The organism is Streptomyces sp. NBC_00829, assembly GCF_045161795.1.
In the GTDB taxonomy this organism is placed as follows: Bacteria; Actinomycetota; Actinomycetes; order Streptomycetales; family Streptomycetaceae; genus Streptomyces.
Map to the genome: position 1 here is coordinate 5,310,366 of NZ_CP108867.1, position 15,805 is coordinate 5,326,170.

Annotated in this window: 14 protein-coding genes and 2 pseudogenes; 9 read left to right on the plus strand and 7 right to left on the minus strand. The window is 69.7% G+C overall.

Annotated features, from left to right (window positions below):
- Nucleotides 1–100: 100 nt before the first annotated feature.
- The 3 genes and pseudogenes from OG293_RS23620 to OG293_RS23630 all read right to left on the minus strand — a co-directional run.
- A pseudogene (locus OG293_RS23620) lies at nucleotides 101–355 on the minus strand (heavy metal translocating P-type ATPase); the annotation flags it as partial.
- A gap of 82 nt (nucleotides 356–437) precedes the next feature.
- Nucleotides 438–749 (minus strand): heavy-metal-associated domain-containing protein, encoded by a 312-nt coding sequence (locus OG293_RS23625; RefSeq protein WP_406000789.1) that lies wholly within the window; start codon nucleotides 747–749, stop codon nucleotides 438–440.
- A gap of 102 nt (nucleotides 750–851) precedes the next feature.
- Nucleotides 852–1,760, minus strand: a complete 909-nt coding sequence (locus OG293_RS23630) for a TetR/AcrR family transcriptional regulator (protein ID WP_406000790.1) — start codon at nucleotides 1,758–1,760, stop codon at nucleotides 852–854.
- Nucleotides 1,761–1,923: 163 nt separating this feature from the next.
- On the opposite strand from OG293_RS23630, the gene OG293_RS23635 reads away from it, so the two are divergent.
- Entirely contained in the window at nucleotides 1,924–4,221 is a 2,298-nt protein-coding gene (locus OG293_RS23635) for an MMPL family transporter (protein ID WP_406000791.1), read from the plus strand.
- 142 nt (nucleotides 4,222–4,363) lie between these two features.
- Here the strand turns inward: OG293_RS23635 and OG293_RS23640 are convergent, their stop codons facing one another.
- The gene (locus tag OG293_RS23640) at nucleotides 4,364–4,561 is read right to left on the minus strand and encodes a helix-turn-helix transcriptional regulator (RefSeq protein WP_406000792.1); all 198 of its coding nucleotides are present in this window, start codon (nucleotides 4,559–4,561) and stop codon (nucleotides 4,364–4,366) included.
- A 214-nt stretch (nucleotides 4,562–4,775) separates the two neighbouring features.
- Nucleotides 4,776–5,687 carry a sugar phosphate isomerase/epimerase family protein gene (locus OG293_RS23645; RefSeq protein WP_406000793.1) on the minus strand — a complete coding sequence of 304 codons (912 nt, stop codon included), beginning with the start codon at nucleotides 5,685–5,687 and terminating at the stop codon, nucleotides 4,776–4,778.
- Between the two features lie 129 nt (nucleotides 5,688–5,816).
- On the opposite strand from OG293_RS23645, the gene iolC reads away from it, so the two are divergent.
- The 5 genes from iolC to OG293_RS23670 are packed head-to-tail and all read left to right on the plus strand — an operon-like array spanning nucleotide 5,817 to nucleotide 12,017.
- Nucleotides 5,817–6,845, plus strand: a complete 1,029-nt coding sequence (gene iolC, locus OG293_RS23650) for a 5-dehydro-2-deoxygluconokinase (RefSeq protein WP_406000794.1) — start codon at nucleotides 5,817–5,819, stop codon at nucleotides 6,843–6,845.
- Entirely contained in the window at nucleotides 6,842–7,726 is an 885-nt protein-coding gene (locus OG293_RS23655; protein WP_406000795.1) for a deoxyribose-phosphate aldolase, read from the plus strand. The genes iolC and OG293_RS23655 overlap by 4 nt, the downstream gene beginning before the upstream one ends.
- 15 nt (nucleotides 7,727–7,741) lie before the next feature.
- Nucleotides 7,742–8,629, plus strand: a complete 888-nt coding sequence (gene iolB / locus OG293_RS23660; RefSeq protein WP_406000796.1) for a 5-deoxy-glucuronate isomerase — start codon at nucleotides 7,742–7,744, stop codon at nucleotides 8,627–8,629.
- Nucleotides 8,626–10,506, plus strand: a complete 1,881-nt coding sequence (gene iolD / locus OG293_RS23665) for a 3D-(3,5/4)-trihydroxycyclohexane-1,2-dione acylhydrolase (decyclizing) (protein ID WP_406000797.1) — start codon at nucleotides 8,626–8,628, stop codon at nucleotides 10,504–10,506. Before iolB ends, iolD begins: the two co-directional genes overlap by 4 nt.
- Before the next feature lie 11 nt (nucleotides 10,507–10,517).
- Complete coding sequence (locus tag OG293_RS23670) at nucleotides 10,518–12,017, plus strand: CoA-acylating methylmalonate-semialdehyde dehydrogenase (protein ID WP_406000798.1); 1,500 nt, start codon at nucleotides 10,518–10,520, stop codon at nucleotides 12,015–12,017.
- 155 nt (nucleotides 12,018–12,172) lie between these two features.
- On the opposite strand, the gene OG293_RS23675 is transcribed toward OG293_RS23670, so the two are convergent.
- Nucleotides 12,173–13,045 carry a hypothetical protein gene (locus OG293_RS23675; protein WP_406000799.1) on the minus strand — a complete coding sequence of 291 codons (873 nt, stop codon included), beginning with the start codon at nucleotides 13,043–13,045 and terminating at the stop codon, nucleotides 12,173–12,175.
- A gap of 146 nt (nucleotides 13,046–13,191) precedes the next feature.
- Here OG293_RS23675 and OG293_RS23680 point away from each other — a divergent pair, with 146 nt between their 5' ends.
- Entirely contained in the window at nucleotides 13,192–13,365 is a 174-nt protein-coding gene (locus OG293_RS23680) for a hypothetical protein (RefSeq protein ID WP_406003860.1), read from the plus strand.
- Between the two features lie 278 nt (nucleotides 13,366–13,643).
- On the plus strand, nucleotides 13,644–14,498 hold the full coding sequence (locus OG293_RS23685) for a class I SAM-dependent methyltransferase (protein WP_406000800.1): 855 nt from the start codon (nucleotides 13,644–13,646) through the stop codon (nucleotides 14,496–14,498).
- A 63-nt stretch (nucleotides 14,499–14,561) separates the two neighbouring features.
- On the opposite strand, the gene OG293_RS23690 is transcribed toward OG293_RS23685, so the two are convergent.
- Nucleotides 14,562–14,978, minus strand: coding sequence for a GNAT family N-acetyltransferase (locus OG293_RS23690; protein ID WP_406000801.1), 417 nt, complete (start codon nucleotides 14,976–14,978; stop codon nucleotides 14,562–14,564).
- Between the two features lie 133 nt (nucleotides 14,979–15,111).
- Here OG293_RS23690 and OG293_RS23695 point away from each other — a divergent pair.
- Nucleotides 15,112–15,717 (plus strand): annotated as a pseudogene (locus OG293_RS23695) (alpha/beta hydrolase); the annotation flags it as partial.
- Nucleotides 15,718–15,805 lie beyond the last annotated feature (88 nt).

A 15,805-nucleotide genomic window follows, 5' to 3' on the forward strand; every position in this document is an offset into this window, starting at 1 on the left:
TCTCGGCATCGCCAATCTAGACCCGCGAGGAGCCTGAATGGTTACCCCTAAATATCTGTGATCTAGGTCTCCTTGTGAAGGTCTTGTGACCTATCTGTAGTCACGAGGAGGAGCGCAAGCGGAGGCTGTTGATCACCACAAACATGGACGAAAAGGCCATGGCAAATCCGGCGATCATGGTGCTGAGCAGGCCAGATGCCGCCGGCGTCAGGGCGGCGACGTCATAGCCGAACGCCCAGTAAAGATTCCCTTTGATGATGCCCGGAGTCCGGCGGGCGAGACGGATCTCGTCGGCGGCCACCCGCAGATCCCCCCGTACGAGCGTCAGGTCACCGGCCTCGATTGCGACGTCCGTGCACCCGCGGGGTGTCCGCGGGAGCGAGGGCGGGCGCGGGAGCGAGGATGGGCGCCGGAGCGAGGACGGGCGCGCCCCGAGTTCAGGCCTGGACGGCCAGTTCGTATCCGGCCTCGTCGACGGCCTCGCGCACGGCCTTCTCGTCGAGAGGGGTGTCGGAGACGACTGTCACCTGGCCGGTCGCGGCGACCGCAGTCACCGAGGTGACGCCCGGGATTTCGGAGATCTCGCCGGTGACGGCGCCCTCGCAGTGACCGCAGGTCATACCGGTGACCTGGTAGACCGTGGTGACGCCGCCGAGCCGCACGTCTGCCGCGCCGTCGTGACAGGAACCGGTCGAGGAGCAGCAGGAGCCGGTCGCCTGTGCGGTCTCGGTCTTCGTCTCGGCGGTCATGGCGTTCTCCTCTTCGAGGGTGCAACACGTACGTGGTCATGGTGTGCCGGGGGCCAGGGAATGCCGAGGCTCCCTGACGCCAGACTATACCCCCAGGGGGTATTAGTGCGAATATGCCTCCGGCTCCGCGTTTTGCTGCCCTCCGGCCCGTCGCTCCGTCGGGCAGACCCCGACGATGGGAGCCAGGTAGCGGAACATGACCTTCTTGATCTCGTCGATGTACGCCTGTCGCTCGTCGCCCTCGTGGGCGAGGACCAGGTCGAGACCGGCCTTGAAAATGGTGAAGATCATGGTCGCGATGCGGGCGAGCTCCGCGGGCGGGGCGTCGGGCAGGAAGTTCGCGACGATCTGCTCGATCCGGGTGAGCAGCACGGCGTGCAGGGCGTTGAACTCCTGGGTGATCTGGCCCGGTACGTCGGGGCCATGCATGAGGACGGTGAAGGCCGGGTTCTCGTGGTTGAACGCGAAGAGCGGGTCGAGGACCGCGTCCAGTAGCTGGTCGAGCGGGAGGTTCAGGTTGGCGGCCGTCAGGGCGGTGCCGTGGGACTCGCGCCAGCGGTCCAGGAGACGGCCGCCGAGCTCGACGGCGATGGCCTCCTTGTTCGGGAAGAACTGGTAGAGCGTGCCGGGGGAGACGCCGGCCTCGCGTGCGATGGCGTTGGTGCTGGCCGCTGTGTAGCCGCTGCTGCAGAAGACACTGGCGGCGGCGTCGAGGAGCTGGGCGATACGGCGCTCTCCGCGTGCCTGTCGCCTGCGCGGCCTGGCCGCGGGTGCGTTCGGTTCGGGTGCGTTCGGCTCGGAGGCTGTCGGTCCCGACGTGTCGGGGGCGGCCGAGTCGGGGGCGGCCGAGTCGGGGGCGGCCGAGCTGGCGGGGGTGGTCGTCCCCGGCCGTCCGGTCCGCTCGGCCGGTACGGGCGTCACCGGCCCGGGTGTCGTCGTCCCGGCCGTCTTCGGTGTGGCGGGCTCCGCTGTCTCGGAGGTGGCGGGCTCCGCTGTCCTGGGCTCCGGCACGTGAAATCCCCAGCTTCCTGGCGGTGGTTGACAAACGCGAGTGATCGCTCGCATTCTTGGCTAATGCGAGCGCTGGCTCGTGTTTGCCAGTCTATGGCAATGGTCGACTCATGCTGCCTGTCAGGAAGCCGGCGGATGGGCCAGGTGAAGGGGACGCCGCACCATGTCGGAGAAAAGCCCAGGGCCGGTCGGGGGATGGACCCGATTCGTCACGGCGCGACCCCGCCTCTCCCTCCTCGCCGCCCTGGTCATCACCGCACTCGCGGTGTTCGCCGGAAGCGGGGTCGCCGAGCGCATGGGCAGCGGCGGCTGGCAGGACCCAGCCGCCGAGTCGAGCTATGCGACGGCCGCCCTGGAGCGGGAGTTCCCCGCCTCCCAGCCGAATGTGCTCCTGCTGGTGGACAGCGGCCGGGCGGGCGTGGACGATCCGGCGGTCGCCGCCGAGGGCCTGCGGCTGACGGAGCGGCTGGCCGCCGAGAAGGACGTCACCGGCGTCGGTTCGTACTGGCAGACGCGCTCGCCCGCCCTGCGCGCCGCAGACGGGCACCAGGCCCTCATCGCGGCCCGGATCCAGGGCGACGAGAAGGCTGCGGCCGAGGTTCTTGTGCGCTTTGCGCCGCACTTCCGAGGCGAGCACGGCCCGGTGAAGGTGTCGATCGGCGGTCCCGTCGGCCTGCAGCACGAGATGACGACGATCGTTCAGGAAGACCTGTTGCGGGCCGAGATGATCGCCCTGCCCGTGACCCTGGTGCTGCTGGTGATGGTCTTCGGCAGCGCCGTCGCGGCACTGCTCCCGCTCGGTGTCGGCATTGTCGCCATCCTGGGGACGAACGCGGTCCTGCGCGGCATCACCGAGTTCACCGACGTCTCGGTCTTCGCCCAGAACCTCACCACGGCTCTCGGTCTCGGGCTCGCCATCGACTACGCCCTGTTCATCGTGCGCAGATTCCGCGAGGAACTCGCCACCGGCGCTCAGGTGCGCGAAGCGATGGGCACCACCCTGCGCACCGCCGGCCGCACGGTTCTGTTCTCCGCGCTGACCGTGGCCGTGTCACTGGCAGCGATGCTCGTTTTCCCGCAGTACTTCCTCAGGTCCTTCGCCTATGCCGGTATCGCTGTGGTGTTGCTGGCGGCGGGCGCCGCGCTGATCCTGCTGCCTGCCGCGCTGATGCTGCTGGGGCATCGGGTCAACGCACTGGACCTGCGCCGCCTCTTCCGCCGCGGCCGGAAGGCCGGGGCCGAAAAGGACCAGGTCGAAGGCGAGCGGGAGAGCGGCACCGGATGGGCGCGCCTCGCGGCCCTCGTGATGCGTCGGGCCCCGCTCTTCGCCTTCGCCACCGTTGCCGGTCTGATGCTGCTCGGGCTGCCCTTCCTCGGCGTGAAGTTCGGCACCCCGGACGACCGTCAGTTGCCGTCGACCGCCGAAACACATGTGGTTCAGCAGCAGATCCGCGACGGCTTCCCCGGCAGCCCCGCCGGAGGACTCGAGGTGTTCGCGGAAGACAAGGGAGCGCCCACGACCCCTGCCGCGTACGCCGCGTACCGCACCCGTGTCGCCGCACTCCCCGGGGTTCTGCGCGTCGACGGGCCCGTCGCATCGGGCGGCTCCGCGTACTTCTCGGTCCAGCCCAAGGGCGAGGCGGTGGGTGAGGTGGCCCAGCGGCTCGTTCATGACCTGCGTGCCGTCCCGGCGCCGTTCGAGACCTCGGTGACGGGCAGGGCCGCGGTGCTGGAAGACTCCAAGGCCGCCATCGCGGACCGGCTTCCGATGGCGCTGGGGATCATCGCCGTGGTGACTCTGCTGCTGGTCTTCCTGCTCAGCGGCAGTGTGCTGATCCCGCTCCAGGCGGTCGTGCTCAACGCCCTGAGCCTGACGGCGATGTTCGGTGCGGTGGTCTGGGTCTTCCAGGACGGCAACCTCTCCGGACTGCTCTCCTTCACCTCCACCGGTGACATAGAGACGACGCTGCCCGTGCTGATGTTCTGCATCGCCTTCGGGCTCTCGATGGACTACGGCGTCTTTCTGCTCTCCCGCATCAAGGAGGAGTACGACCGTACGCACGATCACGAGCACGCGGTGCGATTCGGCCTTCAGCGCACGGGCGGACTGATCACCGCGGCGGCCGTGATCCTCGCGGTCGTGATGGTGGGCATCGGCACTTCCCGGGTGACGAACACCAAGATGCTCGGGCTCGGTATCGCGCTGGCCGTGCTCATGGATGCCATGGTGGTGCGCAGTCTGCTGGTCCCGTCGGTGATGAAGCTGATGGGCGCCTCGACCTGGTGGGCGCCCGGGCCGCTGCGACGCTTCCATGAGCGGTTCGGGCTCAGTGAGGGAGAGATACCCCGGCCCGTTGCGGATTCGGACACGGACGCGGAAGCGGACCCTGCGGAGGCGGACTCTGCGGAGGCGGACGGGTCCGACGGCGCGGGGGCGGCACGGGACAAGGTCAAGGCCTGACGGCGCAAGGTCAAGGCCTGACGGGGCAAGGCAGCCGAAGGGGCATGCCGCGGCCCCGCACCCGTCGGGTGCGGGGCCGGGCCGTCCCAGGTGTTCGTCCGGTGTCCGGTGGGTATTCGACGACTCCGGCGTCCGACGGCGCTCAATGGGTGCGGCCCCTGTTCCTGGGGCGATTGGCGACCCAGACACGAATGGTGTCCGCGTACCAATAGGGCTTGCCCGCCTCCACATGGTCGGGCGAGGGAAGGAGACCGTGCTTGCGGTACGAACGGACCGTGTCCGGCTGCACCTTGATGTGCGCGGCGATCTCCTTGTAGGACCAGAGTCTTCTGTCCGTCATATGCGGGGCACCTCCCTGCGTGCACAGCAGCGGCGGCCGGGGGGCCGTCGGGCGAGCTGCGTCGCGAACGCTGGCGATCACTGAGCCTTTGCCTGTTGAACGACCGCGAGTGACGGGAGGGGCCCGGCTGTTGACCGCTTGTGACGGAACACCCGCGTAACGGAGACATACGTGATGGGCTGGCGACAACCGTGACAGAAGTGACGCACGCGGGTCAGGCGCCGCAAGAGCGCAGGAACCCGCGGGTACGCCGGGCGATGGGGAAGGGCTTGTCGGGCGGGCAGGGGTACATGTCCTGCTCGACGATGGCGAAGAGGTCGACGTCCAGCGCCTGCGCCGCCGCCAGCACGGGCTCCAGCGCGGGCACTCCGGCCGGGGGTTCGCACATCACGCCACGGCCGACGGCCGGACCGAACGGCACTTCGTCCGCCACCACTTCGGCGAGGATCTTCGGGTCCACCTGCTTGAGGTGGAGGTAGCCGATCCGCTCGCCGTAGGTCTCGATGAGCTTGACGCTGTCACCGCCGCAGTAGGCGTAGTGCCCGGTATCCAGGCAGAGCGAGACCAGATCGGCGTCGGTGGCGTCGAGGAAACGGCTGACGTTCTCCTCGCTGTCGATATGGGTGTCCGCGTGCGGATGGACGACGATCTTGAGTCCGTACCGCTCGCGCACCTCGTGCCCCAGCCGCTCGGTCTGGGCGGCGAGATCGCGCCATTGCGCCGGTGTGAGGGTGCTGTCCTCCAGTACCTGGCCGGTCTTGTCGTCGCGCCAGAACGACGGGATGACGACGAGGTGCGCGGCGCCCATGGCCTGGGTGAGCGCCGCGATGTCCGAGACATGCGACCAGGTCTTCTCCCAGACGGCGGGCCCGTGGTGCAGGCCGGTGAAGACCGTTCCGGCGGAGACCTTGAGCCCCCGGCGGGCGGTCTCCTCCTTGAGGAGGTCGGGGTCGCTGGGGAGATAGCCGTAGGGGCCGAGCTCGATCCATTCGTACCCGGCCTCGGCGACCTCGTCGAGGAAGCGCTGCCAGGGGACCTGCTGGGGATCGTCGGGGAACCATACGCCCCAGGAGTCGGGGGCCGAGCCGACCCGGATGCGGTTCAGGGAGGGGACGGATGAGGTCATGGCGGTCAGCTTTCCCGCCGCTGGAGAAGGGTGTCAAGAGTTCGTCCGAATGTAAGGACAAAATGTTGACAGGGCTCAGGAGGGACCACTACACCTAAGTGCAGCCGGCCTCGAACCGAAGGGACGCGCATGCCTCAGCCGTACGATGTGATCACGATGGGCCGGATCGGAGTGGACCTGTATCCGCTGCGAACCGGCGTTCCGTTGGCACAGGTCGACACGTTCGGGAAGTTCCTCGGTGGCTCGGCGACCAATGTCGCGGTGGGCGCGGCCAGGCTCGGCCGGCGCACCGCGGTGATCACCCGCACCGGCCAGGACGCCTTCGGGGACTATCTCCACCAGGCGCTGGGAGAATTCGGCGTGGACGACCGCTGGGTGACGCCCGTGGCCGCCTACCCGACCCCCGTCACGTTCTGCGAGATCTTCCCGCCCGACGACTTCCCGCTCTACTTCTACCGGCAGCCCAAGGCTCCCGACCTCGAAATCCACGAGCATGAGCTGGACCTGGCGGCCGTACGCGAGGCGCATGTGTTCTGGATGACGGGCACGGGCCTGTGCGCCGAGCCGAGCCGCGGCGCGACCCTGGCCGCGCTCGCCCACCGGGACCGCTCCGGGGCCACCGTCTTCGACCTCGACTGGCGGCCGATGTTCTGGAAGGACCCGGACGAGGCCAGGCCGTACTACGCCGAGGCGCTCGGGCACGCCACCGTTGCCGTCGGAAATCTGGACGAGTGCGAGATCGCCACCGGTGAGCGCGAGCCGTATGCCGCGGCCCGCGCGCTCCTGGCCGCCGGGGTCGAACTCGCCGTCGTCAAACAGGGGCCCAAGGGAGTCCTCGCCGTCCACCGGGACGGCACGCAGGCCGAGGTCCCGCCCGTGCCCGTCGAGGTGGTCAACGGCCTCGGCGCGGGTGACGCGTTCGGCGGGGCGCTCTGCCACGGGCTCCTCGCCGGCTGGGAGCTGGAGCGCATCATGCGTTTCGCCAACGCGGCCGGGGCCATCGTCGCGGCCCGCCTCGCCTGCTCCGCCGCGATGCCGTACGCCGCCGAAGTCGACCAGGTACTCTCCGGCGGCCCCGTCCCGCCCAGCCCGACCCCGCCACCCCCGCCCGGCCCCGTCGCCGTGCACGGGACACCCTCACCCGGAGCCGCATCGTGAGCCCCGTCGACATCTCCGAGCTCATCGGGATCCGCACCCGCCACCCCGAGGCCGTCGCCGAGGCCGCGGCCCGGCGGCGCAGGCGGCCCCGGCTCATAGGCGACAGCGGACGCCTGATGATCATCGCCGCCGACCATCCCGCCCGCGGCGCGCTCGCCGTGGGAGAGCGCCGCTTCGCCATGGCCAACCGTCGCGACCTGCTCGAACGGCTCTCCCTGGCCCTCTCGCGCCCCGGCGTCGACGGAGTCCTCGCCACCGCCGACATCCTCGACGACCTGCTGCTCCTCGGTGTCCTCGACGACAAGGTCGTCATGGGCTCGATGAACCGCGGGGGCCTCGCCGGAGCCTCCTTCGAGCTCGACGACCGGTTCACCGGCCATCGGGCCCAGGATCTCGCCCGCCTCGGGTTCGACGCGGGCAAGCTGCTGCTCCGTATCGACTACCAGGACCCGGGCTCGCTCGACACCCTGCACGCCACGGCCCGCGCCGTCGACGAGATGGCCGAGCGTCAGCTTCCCGTCTTCGTCGAGCCGTTCATCTGTCACCGGATCGACGGACAGCTCAGCAACGATCTCAGCGCCGAAGCGGTCACCCGGTCGATCGCGATCGCCTCCGGGCTCGCCGGCACCTCCGCGTACACCTGGCTCAAGGTCCCCGTCACGGACGACCCCGAGGACATGGCGGCCGTCATGGAGACCTCCACCCTCCCCGCGGTCCTCCTCGGGGGCGAGATCGGCGACGACCAGGACGGCGCGTACGAGAAATGGCGTGGTGCGCTGCAACTGCCCACCGTCCAGGGACTGGTGGTGGGACGCTCGCTGCTCTATCCGGTCGACGGAGACGTCGCCGGGGCGGTCGACACGGCCGTCGGACTGCTGTAGGGGTACGGAGAATTCATGAGCGACCACGACAACCAGAAGCGGCATCTGACGGCGGGCAGCGCGGCCGACGGCCCGTACGCCCTGCGGATCGATCCCGAGCAGGCCGGCTGGGGGTACTCCGGCCTGCGCGTGCTGGAGTTGGAGCCGGGTGAATCACACTCCCTCGTCGCCGGGGACAGCGAGTGGATCGTCCTGCCGCTCAGCGGCAGTTGCACAGTCCGTACGCAAGGCGAGATCTTTGAACTGCAGGGCAGGGAAAGCGTGTTCAGCGGAGTGTCGGACTTCGCCTACGTCCCGCGCGATGCCCATGCACAGATCGCCTCCGGCGCGGGAGGCCGCTTCGCCCTGGCAGGAGCGAAGTGCGAGCGACGACTCCCCGCTCGCTACGGCCCCGCGCCGGAGGTTCCGGTCGAGCTGCGCGGCTCCGGCAACTGCTCGCGGCAGGTCAACAACTTCGCCGCGGCGGACACCTTCGACTGCGACCGGCTGATCGCGGTCGAAGTGCTGACGCCCGGCGGCAACTGGTCCTCCTACCCGCCGCACAAACACGACGAGCACCGCCCCGGCGTCGAGTCCGAGCTGGAGGAGATCTACTACTTCGAGATCGACCGCGAGGGCCTCGGCTATCACCGGGTCTCGCCCTCCAGGCCCGGCGGCACGGACGTCCTCGCCGAGGTCCGCACCGGTGACGCCGTGCTGATCCCCGACGGCTGGCACGGCCCGTCCATCGCCGCACCCGGCCGCGACATGTACTACCTGAACGTGATGGCGGGCCCTGGCGCCCGGGAGTGGCTGATCTGCGACCACCCCGACCACGGCTGGATCCGCGACACCTGGCCGACGCAGCCCGTCGACCCCCGACTGCCCCTGTACGAGGCCGGAACCGAAGAAGGTGTCCGATGAGCAGTACGCGCCGACTCACCGTCGCCCAGGCGCTCGTAGCCTTCCTCGCCCGCCAGTACACCGAGCGCGACGGAAGCCGCCACCGCCTGATCAACGCCACCTGGGGCATCTTCGGCCACGGCAATGTGGCCGGCCTCGGCCAGGCACTTCTGGAGTCCGGCACGGACATGCCGTACGTCCAGGGCCGCAACGAACAGGCGATGGTGCACGCCGCCGTCGGGTACGCCCGCCAGTCCCGCCGCCTGTCCGCCCACGCCGTCACCACCTCCGTCGGCCCCGGCGCCACCAACCTCGTCACCGGCGCCGCGCTCGCCACCATCAACCGGCTGCCCGTGCTCCTGCTGCCCGGCGACGTGTTCGCGACCCGGCCCGCGGACCCGGTCCTCCAGCAGCTCGAACTTCCGTACGCGGGTGATGTGTCGGTCAACGACACCCTGCGCCCGGTTTCCCGCTACTTCGACCGCGTCACCCGCCCCGAGGCACTGATCCCGGCCGCGCTCCAGGCGATGCGCGTACTCGCCGACCCCGCGGAGACAGGGGCGGTCACGCTCGCCCTGCCGCAGGACGTGCAGGCCGAGGCGTACGACTGGCCGGAGGAGTTCTTCGCCGAGCGCGTGTGGAGGGTGACCCGACCCCGGCCCGACCAGGAGGCGCTCGCAGCGGCCCGCGACGCTCTGGCATCGGCCCGCCGCCCCCTGATCGTCGCGGGCGGCGGCATCCACCACAGCGAGGCCGAGGATGCCCTGTACGCCTTCGCCGACGCCACCGGTGTCCCGGTCGCCTCCACCCAGGCCGGCAAGGGCTCGCTGCCCCACGACCACCCCTGCGACGTCGGCGCCGTCGGACACACCGGCACCGCCACGGCCGACGAGCTGGCTCGCACCGCCGATCTGGTGATCGGCGTCGGTACCCGCTGGTCCGACTTCACGACCGCCTCCGCGACCCTTTTCCAGAACCCGGCCGTCCGCTTCCTGAACATCAACATCACCTCCTTCGACGCCCACAAGATGGCCGGGCTCTCCCTGGTCGCGGACGCGCGCACCGCCCTCGACGAGCTCGCCACGGCGCTCGGCCCCGGCTTCCGAGTCGCGCCCGCGTACGTCACGGAGTACGGCGAGGACAAGGAGCGCTGGGAGCACCGCGTCGACGCCGCCTACCAAGCGGGGGACCCGGACACCCGCCCCACCCAGCCCCAGGTGCTCGGCGCACTCGACACCCTGGTCACCGGCGACGACATCCTCATCAACGCCGCGGGTTCCCTCCCCGCGGACCTGCACAAGCTCTGGCGCGCCCGCAGCGCGGACCAGTACCACGTCGAATACGGCTACTCCTGCATGGGCTACGAGATCCCGGCGGCCATCGGCGTCGCCATGGCCGCACCTGGCCGCCCGGTGTGGGCACTCGTCGGCGACGGTACATATCTGATGAACCCCACAGAAATCGTCACCGCGGTCCAGGAGAACATCCCGATCAAGGTGATCATCATCCAGAACCACGGGTACGCCTCGATCGGAGGCCTCTCCGAGTCCGTGGGCGCCGAGCGCTTCGGTACCGCCTATCGCTACCGGGCCGGCGACGGGACGTACACCGGCAGCCCGCTCCCCGTCGACCTCGCCGCCAACGCCGCCTCCCTGGGGCTGCGCGTGATCCGCGCCAAGACGGTGCGTGACCTGCGCGAAGCGCTCGCCGAGGCGCGCGAGGCGGACGTCCCCACAGGTGTCTACGTCGAGACCGAAACGACAGACACTGTGTCGGGCGCGCCCCCGGCGCAGGCATGGTGGGATGTTCCGGTGGCCGAGACCGCGACCCGCCCGTCGGCGGTCAAGGCCCGGGAGGAGTACGACCGGCAAGTCGCAGCCCGACGCCGCCATCTCTGAAGGAGCACGAAATGAAGACCGTCAACCACTGGATCGGTGGCAAGACCGTCGAGGGTGCGTCCGGCAACTGGGGTCCGGTCACCGACCCCGCGACCGGCGCCGTCACCACCCAGGTCGCCCTCGCCTCCGCCGAGGAGGTCGACTCGGCCGTCGCCACCGCGAAGGAGGCGTACGCAACCTGGGGTACGTCCTCGCTCGCGCAGCGCACCTCGATCCTCTTCCGCTACCGCGCCCTGCTCGACGCGCACCGCGACGACATCGCCGCGCTGATCACCGCCGAGCACGGCAAGGTCCACTCCGACGCCCTCGGCGAGGTCGCCCGCGGCCTGGAGATCGTGGAGCTCGCCTGCGGTATCACCACCCAGCTCAAGGGCGAACTGTCCACCCAGGTGTCCAGCCGCGTCGATGTCTCCTCCATCCGCCAGTCGCTCGGCGTCGTCGCCGGCATCACGCCGTTCAACTTCCCGGCGATGGTCCCGATGTGGATGTTCCCGCTGGCCATCGCCTGCGGAAACACCTTCGTACTGAAGCCCAGCGAGAAGGACCCTTCGGCCGCGAACCTTCTCGCGGAGCTGGCCTCCGAGGCGGGACTGCCCGACGGTGTGCTCAACGTCGTGCACGGCGACAAGGTCGCCGTCGACGCACTGCTCGCGCACCCCGACATCGCCGCGGTCTCCTTCGTCGGCTCCACCCCGATCGCCCGCTACATCCACACCACCGCCTCCGCCAACGGCAAGCGCGTCCAGGCGCTCGGCGGCGCCAAGAACCACATGCTGGTCCTCCCGGACGCGGACCTGGACGCGGCCGCTGACGCGGCGGTCTCGGCGGCGTACGGCTCCGCGGGCGAGCGCTGCATGGCGATCTCCGCGGTCGTCGCGGTCAGCACCATCGCCGACGAACTGGTCGACAAGATTCGTGAGCGCGCGGAGAAGATCAAGATCGGCCCCGGCAACGACCCGGCGTCCGAGATGGGCCCGCTGATCACCAAGGCCCACCGCGACAAGGTGGCCACCTATGTCACGGGCGCGGCGGCCCAGGGCGCGGATGTCGTGCTCGACGGCACTGGTTACACCGTCGACGGCTTCGAGGACGGTCACTGGCTCGGCCTGTCTCTGCTCGACAAGGTCTCCACCGACTCCGACGCCTACCGCGACGAGATCTTCGGCCCGGTGCTGTGTGTGCTGCGCGCCGAGACGTACGAGGAGGGCGTGGCCCTCATCAATTCCTCCCCGTTCGGCAACGGCACCGCCATCTTCACCCGCGATGGCGGAGCGGCCCGCCGCTTCCAGCTGGAGATCGAGGCGGGCATGGTGGGAGTGAACGTCCCGATTCCGGTCCCCGTGGGCTACCACTCCTTCGGCGGCTGGAAGGACTCGCTCTTCGGCGACCACCACATCTACGGCAACGACGGTGTGCACTTCTACACCCGGGGCAAGGTCGTCACCACCCGCTGGCCCGACCCGTCCGAGGGGCACATCGGCGTGGACCTGGGCTTCCCCCGCAACCACTGACCGCGGGCCCGCCCGTACCCGGCACCTGTCTTTCGGTGGTCCGGCCGGCCCCCGGCCGGACCGCCCTGGTGTCCATGCAGGAACCGCGGCGCCGGTCCGCGCGCTCCACACCGAGTCCACGGTGACCGTCCCCCCCCGGGCGCGGACCCCGCCCATCAGTCGTCCGCGTCCTTGATCCGACGATGAGAGACCTGTTCCCGTACCGTGCGCCAACGCGACCGTGTCTGCTCGACCACGCTGTCCCACTGCTGGCGGACCTCATGGTCCGAAGGGCGCTGGCCCTGACGGATCCGGCGGAGTTCGTCTCGTACTTCTCGTCCTAGTGCAGCCGACGCGACGAGCACGAGCATGGCCGCGAAGAGGGCCGAGATCATCGCGAAGACGGCACCGACCACCCCGTAACGTGAGACGGAGGCGTTGAAGAGACGCGGCAGGTAGAGGGTTGCGCCCACGGAATAGACCGCTGTCAGAGTTGCCGCGGCGACGCCGAAGGGGATCAGATCGGGCCAGGTGATCCGCTTCGCCGACAGGATCCAGCCGCTCCAGACAAGGAACACGGCGGTTACCGATGCCTCGCCGGCCGCGGTCACCAGACCCAGCCCTCTCCCGCCAAGGACTGCGGAAAGCCACCCGGTGACCACTGCGTAGCCACCAAGGGTGAGGATCCACCACAGGCCGTTTCGTGTGTTGCGCACGCTGAGGGGCTTGAGTTCCCATGTCTGTTCGAAGAGCCGCTGCGAGGCTCGTGCGAAGCTCAGCACCGAGATCGTCAGGAAAACCACCCCGAAGATGCCCACGCTCGCGTCTGTGCTCTCGGTAGGGGAGAGGAGGGAGTCGACTGCCTCGGCGCCGGCTCCGGTGAGGCTGTAGCGCTTGGTGATCCGCTCCGCGGAGTCGTAGGGGACCAAGTCGCCCAGGATGGCGCTGCCGAGGATTGCGAGCGGAACCAGTGCGGTGAGAGCGCTGGACGCCAGGGCCATCGAGCGGTCGAAACCAACGATCTTCTGAAACCGGTTGATGACTCGCAACGCGAAGGCGGGACGCAGCCAGAACGTCAGCGTTCGGACGAGACGCTCGCGATTGATCCTCGCCGTCCTGCCCTCCGTGAAGATTCGGAACCTGTGTGGCGGCGCGAGCTTAACGGACGGTCACGGGGCGATGACGGGCGACACGGATGTTTCGCTCAAAGGGCTGTGAGCGAGGCCTGACGTGGATCAAGCCCTCGTTCCGATGTGAGTGGACCGTCTCGATCACCGACGTGACCCCGCTGGCGCACCGGATCCACGCCCTGGTGCGGAGCGGCGAACTGGAGGCAGCAGCCGGTACGACGACCGGCCGGAACGGCTGAGCGGTTGCCCTCCCGGACCGGCCGGGTCCGGCTAGAACAGCGAGTGCAGCGAGTACAGCGAGTACAGCGACCTGTTCGGGGACCCGGTGCGCGGGTCCACGACCCTGCCGCTCGTCGCGCCGTTCACCAGCGCGTCCCGGACCCGTGACCCAGTCGATGCCCGCGCCTGCCTTTCTTTGAACGTTCACGGACCGGTTCGGCGCGTGCGTGGTGCCAGACCGTGCATATGCGCTGACCAGGGTCTCGTGACGTGACGTACGACACAAGATGCCGTCACCATGGACACCATGACGGACCGCCGGATCGTGAACACCCATCAGTCCGAGGCATGGAACGGCTACGAGGGCAGGCACTGGGCCGACCACCAGTCCCGCTACGACGCCCTCAACGACCCTGCCAACGCACCGCTGCTGAGCGCCGCCCACATCACCGGCACGGACCACGTGCTCGACATCGGCTGCGGCAATGGACACCTGACCCGCCTCGCCGCCCGCCGTGGCGCACACGCCCTCGGCATCGACCTGTCCGCGCCGATGCTGGAACGCGCGGCGGAGAGCGCCGCGTCCGAGGGCATCGCCAACATCGCCTGGGAGCGGGCCGACGCCCAGGTGCACCTCTTCGACGAGGCATCGTTCGACGTTGCGGTCAGCCGCTTCGGGATCATGTTCTTCGCCGATCCCGTAGCCGCCTTCGCGAACATCGGACGCGCCCTGCGGCCCGGCGGACGGCTCGCGTTCGTCTGCCCCCAGGCCTTCAGCCGGATGGAACAGTCCGTCGTGTTCGCGGCGATCGCAGAGCACGTGCCGCTGCCCGATCTGAACCAGCCTGCCGAGACCGGTCCCGCCGCCTTCGCCGACCCCCGGCACACCAGCCGGGTTCTGCGCGACGCCGGGTTCGACGCCGTTGCGGAGGAGGCCATTGAGGTGTCGCAGAACTGGGGGAAGGACGCGGAGGACGCGGCCGGATTCCTCTTCGGATGGGGGCCGTTGCGGCACTGGCTGCGAGACGCCGGGCCACAGGCCGTGGCACGGGCCCGTGCGGCGGCGGCCGACGCCTTCCGGGCGTACGAGACACCGGACGAGGGCGTCCGGCTCACGTCCCGACTGTGGCTGGTCACCGCCGTCCGGCCGTGACCCGGCATCGCCGTCCGGTCGTGACCCTGTACCTCTGTGGCCCGCATCGGCACCCCGTACGGCCTACGGCGCCGGGAACTCCCAGGTGAGCATCGCGAACACCCCGTCGTCCTTCGCGCCCGCCGAACGGTACGTCGCCAGCGCCGGGTCGTTGTCCGTGTCCACGCCCACCCACATGTCGTAACAGCCGCGCTCGCGCGCCACCACGATCAGCGCCTCGACCAGGGCACGTCCGATGCCACGTCTGCGGTGCGCCTCGTGAACCGACAGCTCGTACAGGCACATCTCCGTGCCCTTGTCGGGGTGGTGCATCTCGATGCCCGAGATCATCCCCACGGGCCGCCCGTCGGCGTACGCGATCAGCATTAGATGCCCCGCAGCCGTGAGGAAACGCTCGGCCCACTCGTGCTGGGCCGGCCCGTCGTAGAGGTGCTCGGCCGCGACCAGCTCGGCCACGGTCGTCGCGCGCCGGATGTCCACAGCAATCCCTTCGCCACGGCGGTGCATACCGCGTCTGGTGTACGGCGACCGTACTCAGTACTCCGTGCGGAGGCTCACCAATTCCGCCTGGCGGCAGCCGAGACCCCACAGGGGTCCGCTTAGGGTTTCCACCATGCAGATCCGACTTCCCCGGCCCCGCGGGCGATGGCTCGCAGGCGTCGCCGCCTTCGCAGTCCTCGCGGGCGCGGGCACCTGGACGGCGGTCGGCGACGACAGCGCACCGACCGTGCACCGCGATGACCTGGTGCGGGAGATGCCCGGGGCGAAGATCGACACCTCCTACTTCACGACGGGCGGCGCCGAGCGCCGTCCCGCCGTCCTCCTCGGCCACGGCTTCGGTGGCAGCAAGGACGATGTCCGCGAGCAGGCGGAGAAGCTGGCACGCGACGGATACGCCGTGCTGACCTGGTCCGCCCGCGGTTTCGGCAGCTCCACCGGGCAGATCGGGCTCAACGACCCGGCCTACGAGGTCAAAGACGTCTCACGGCTGATCGACTGGCTGGCGAAGCGCCCTGACGTACAGCTCGACGCGAACGGCGACCCGCGCGTCGGCGTCACCGGCTCCTCCTACGGAGGGGCGATCTCGCTGCTCGCCGCCGGGTATGACAAGCGCGTCGACGCGATCGCCCCCCAGATCACCTACTGGAACCTGGCCGACGCACTCTTCCCGGACGGCGTCTTCAAGAAGCTCTGGGCCGGGATCTTCTTCTCGACGGGATCCGCCGCACCGGCGGGCGAGCGGGACGACGCCGATCAGCCCGAAGCACCGGCAGAGGACACCCGGCCCGCCGGCTCGGACGGCGACC

Bases quoted from the DNA above. Each gene is read 5' to 3' on its own strand.
- OG293_RS23625 (WP_406000789.1), bottom strand. From the start codon at position 749: ATGACCGCCGAGACGAAGACCGAGACCGCACAGGCGACCGGCTCCTGC.
- OG293_RS23635 (WP_406000791.1), top strand. From the start codon at position 1,924: ATGTCGGAGAAAAGCCCAGGGCCGGTCGGGGGATGGACCCGATTCGTC.
- OG293_RS23640 (WP_406000792.1), bottom strand. From the start codon at position 4,561: ATGACGGACAGAAGACTCTGGTCCTACAAGGAGATCGCCGCGCACATC.
- OG293_RS23645 (WP_406000793.1), bottom strand. From the start codon at position 5,687: ATGACCTCATCCGTCCCCTCCCTGAACCGCATCCGGGTCGGCTCGGCC.
- iolC (WP_406000794.1), top strand. From the start codon at position 5,817: ATGCCTCAGCCGTACGATGTGATCACGATGGGCCGGATCGGAGTGGAC.
- iolB (WP_406000796.1), top strand. From the start codon at position 7,742: ATGAGCGACCACGACAACCAGAAGCGGCATCTGACGGCGGGCAGCGCG.
- iolD (WP_406000797.1), top strand. From the start codon at position 8,626: ATGAGCAGTACGCGCCGACTCACCGTCGCCCAGGCGCTCGTAGCCTTC.
- OG293_RS23670 (WP_406000798.1), top strand. From the start codon at position 10,518: ATGAAGACCGTCAACCACTGGATCGGTGGCAAGACCGTCGAGGGTGCG.
- OG293_RS23680 (WP_406003860.1), top strand. From the start codon at position 13,192: ATGTTTCGCTCAAAGGGCTGTGAGCGAGGCCTGACGTGGATCAAGCCC.
- OG293_RS23685 (WP_406000800.1), top strand. From the start codon at position 13,644: ATGGACACCATGACGGACCGCCGGATCGTGAACACCCATCAGTCCGAG.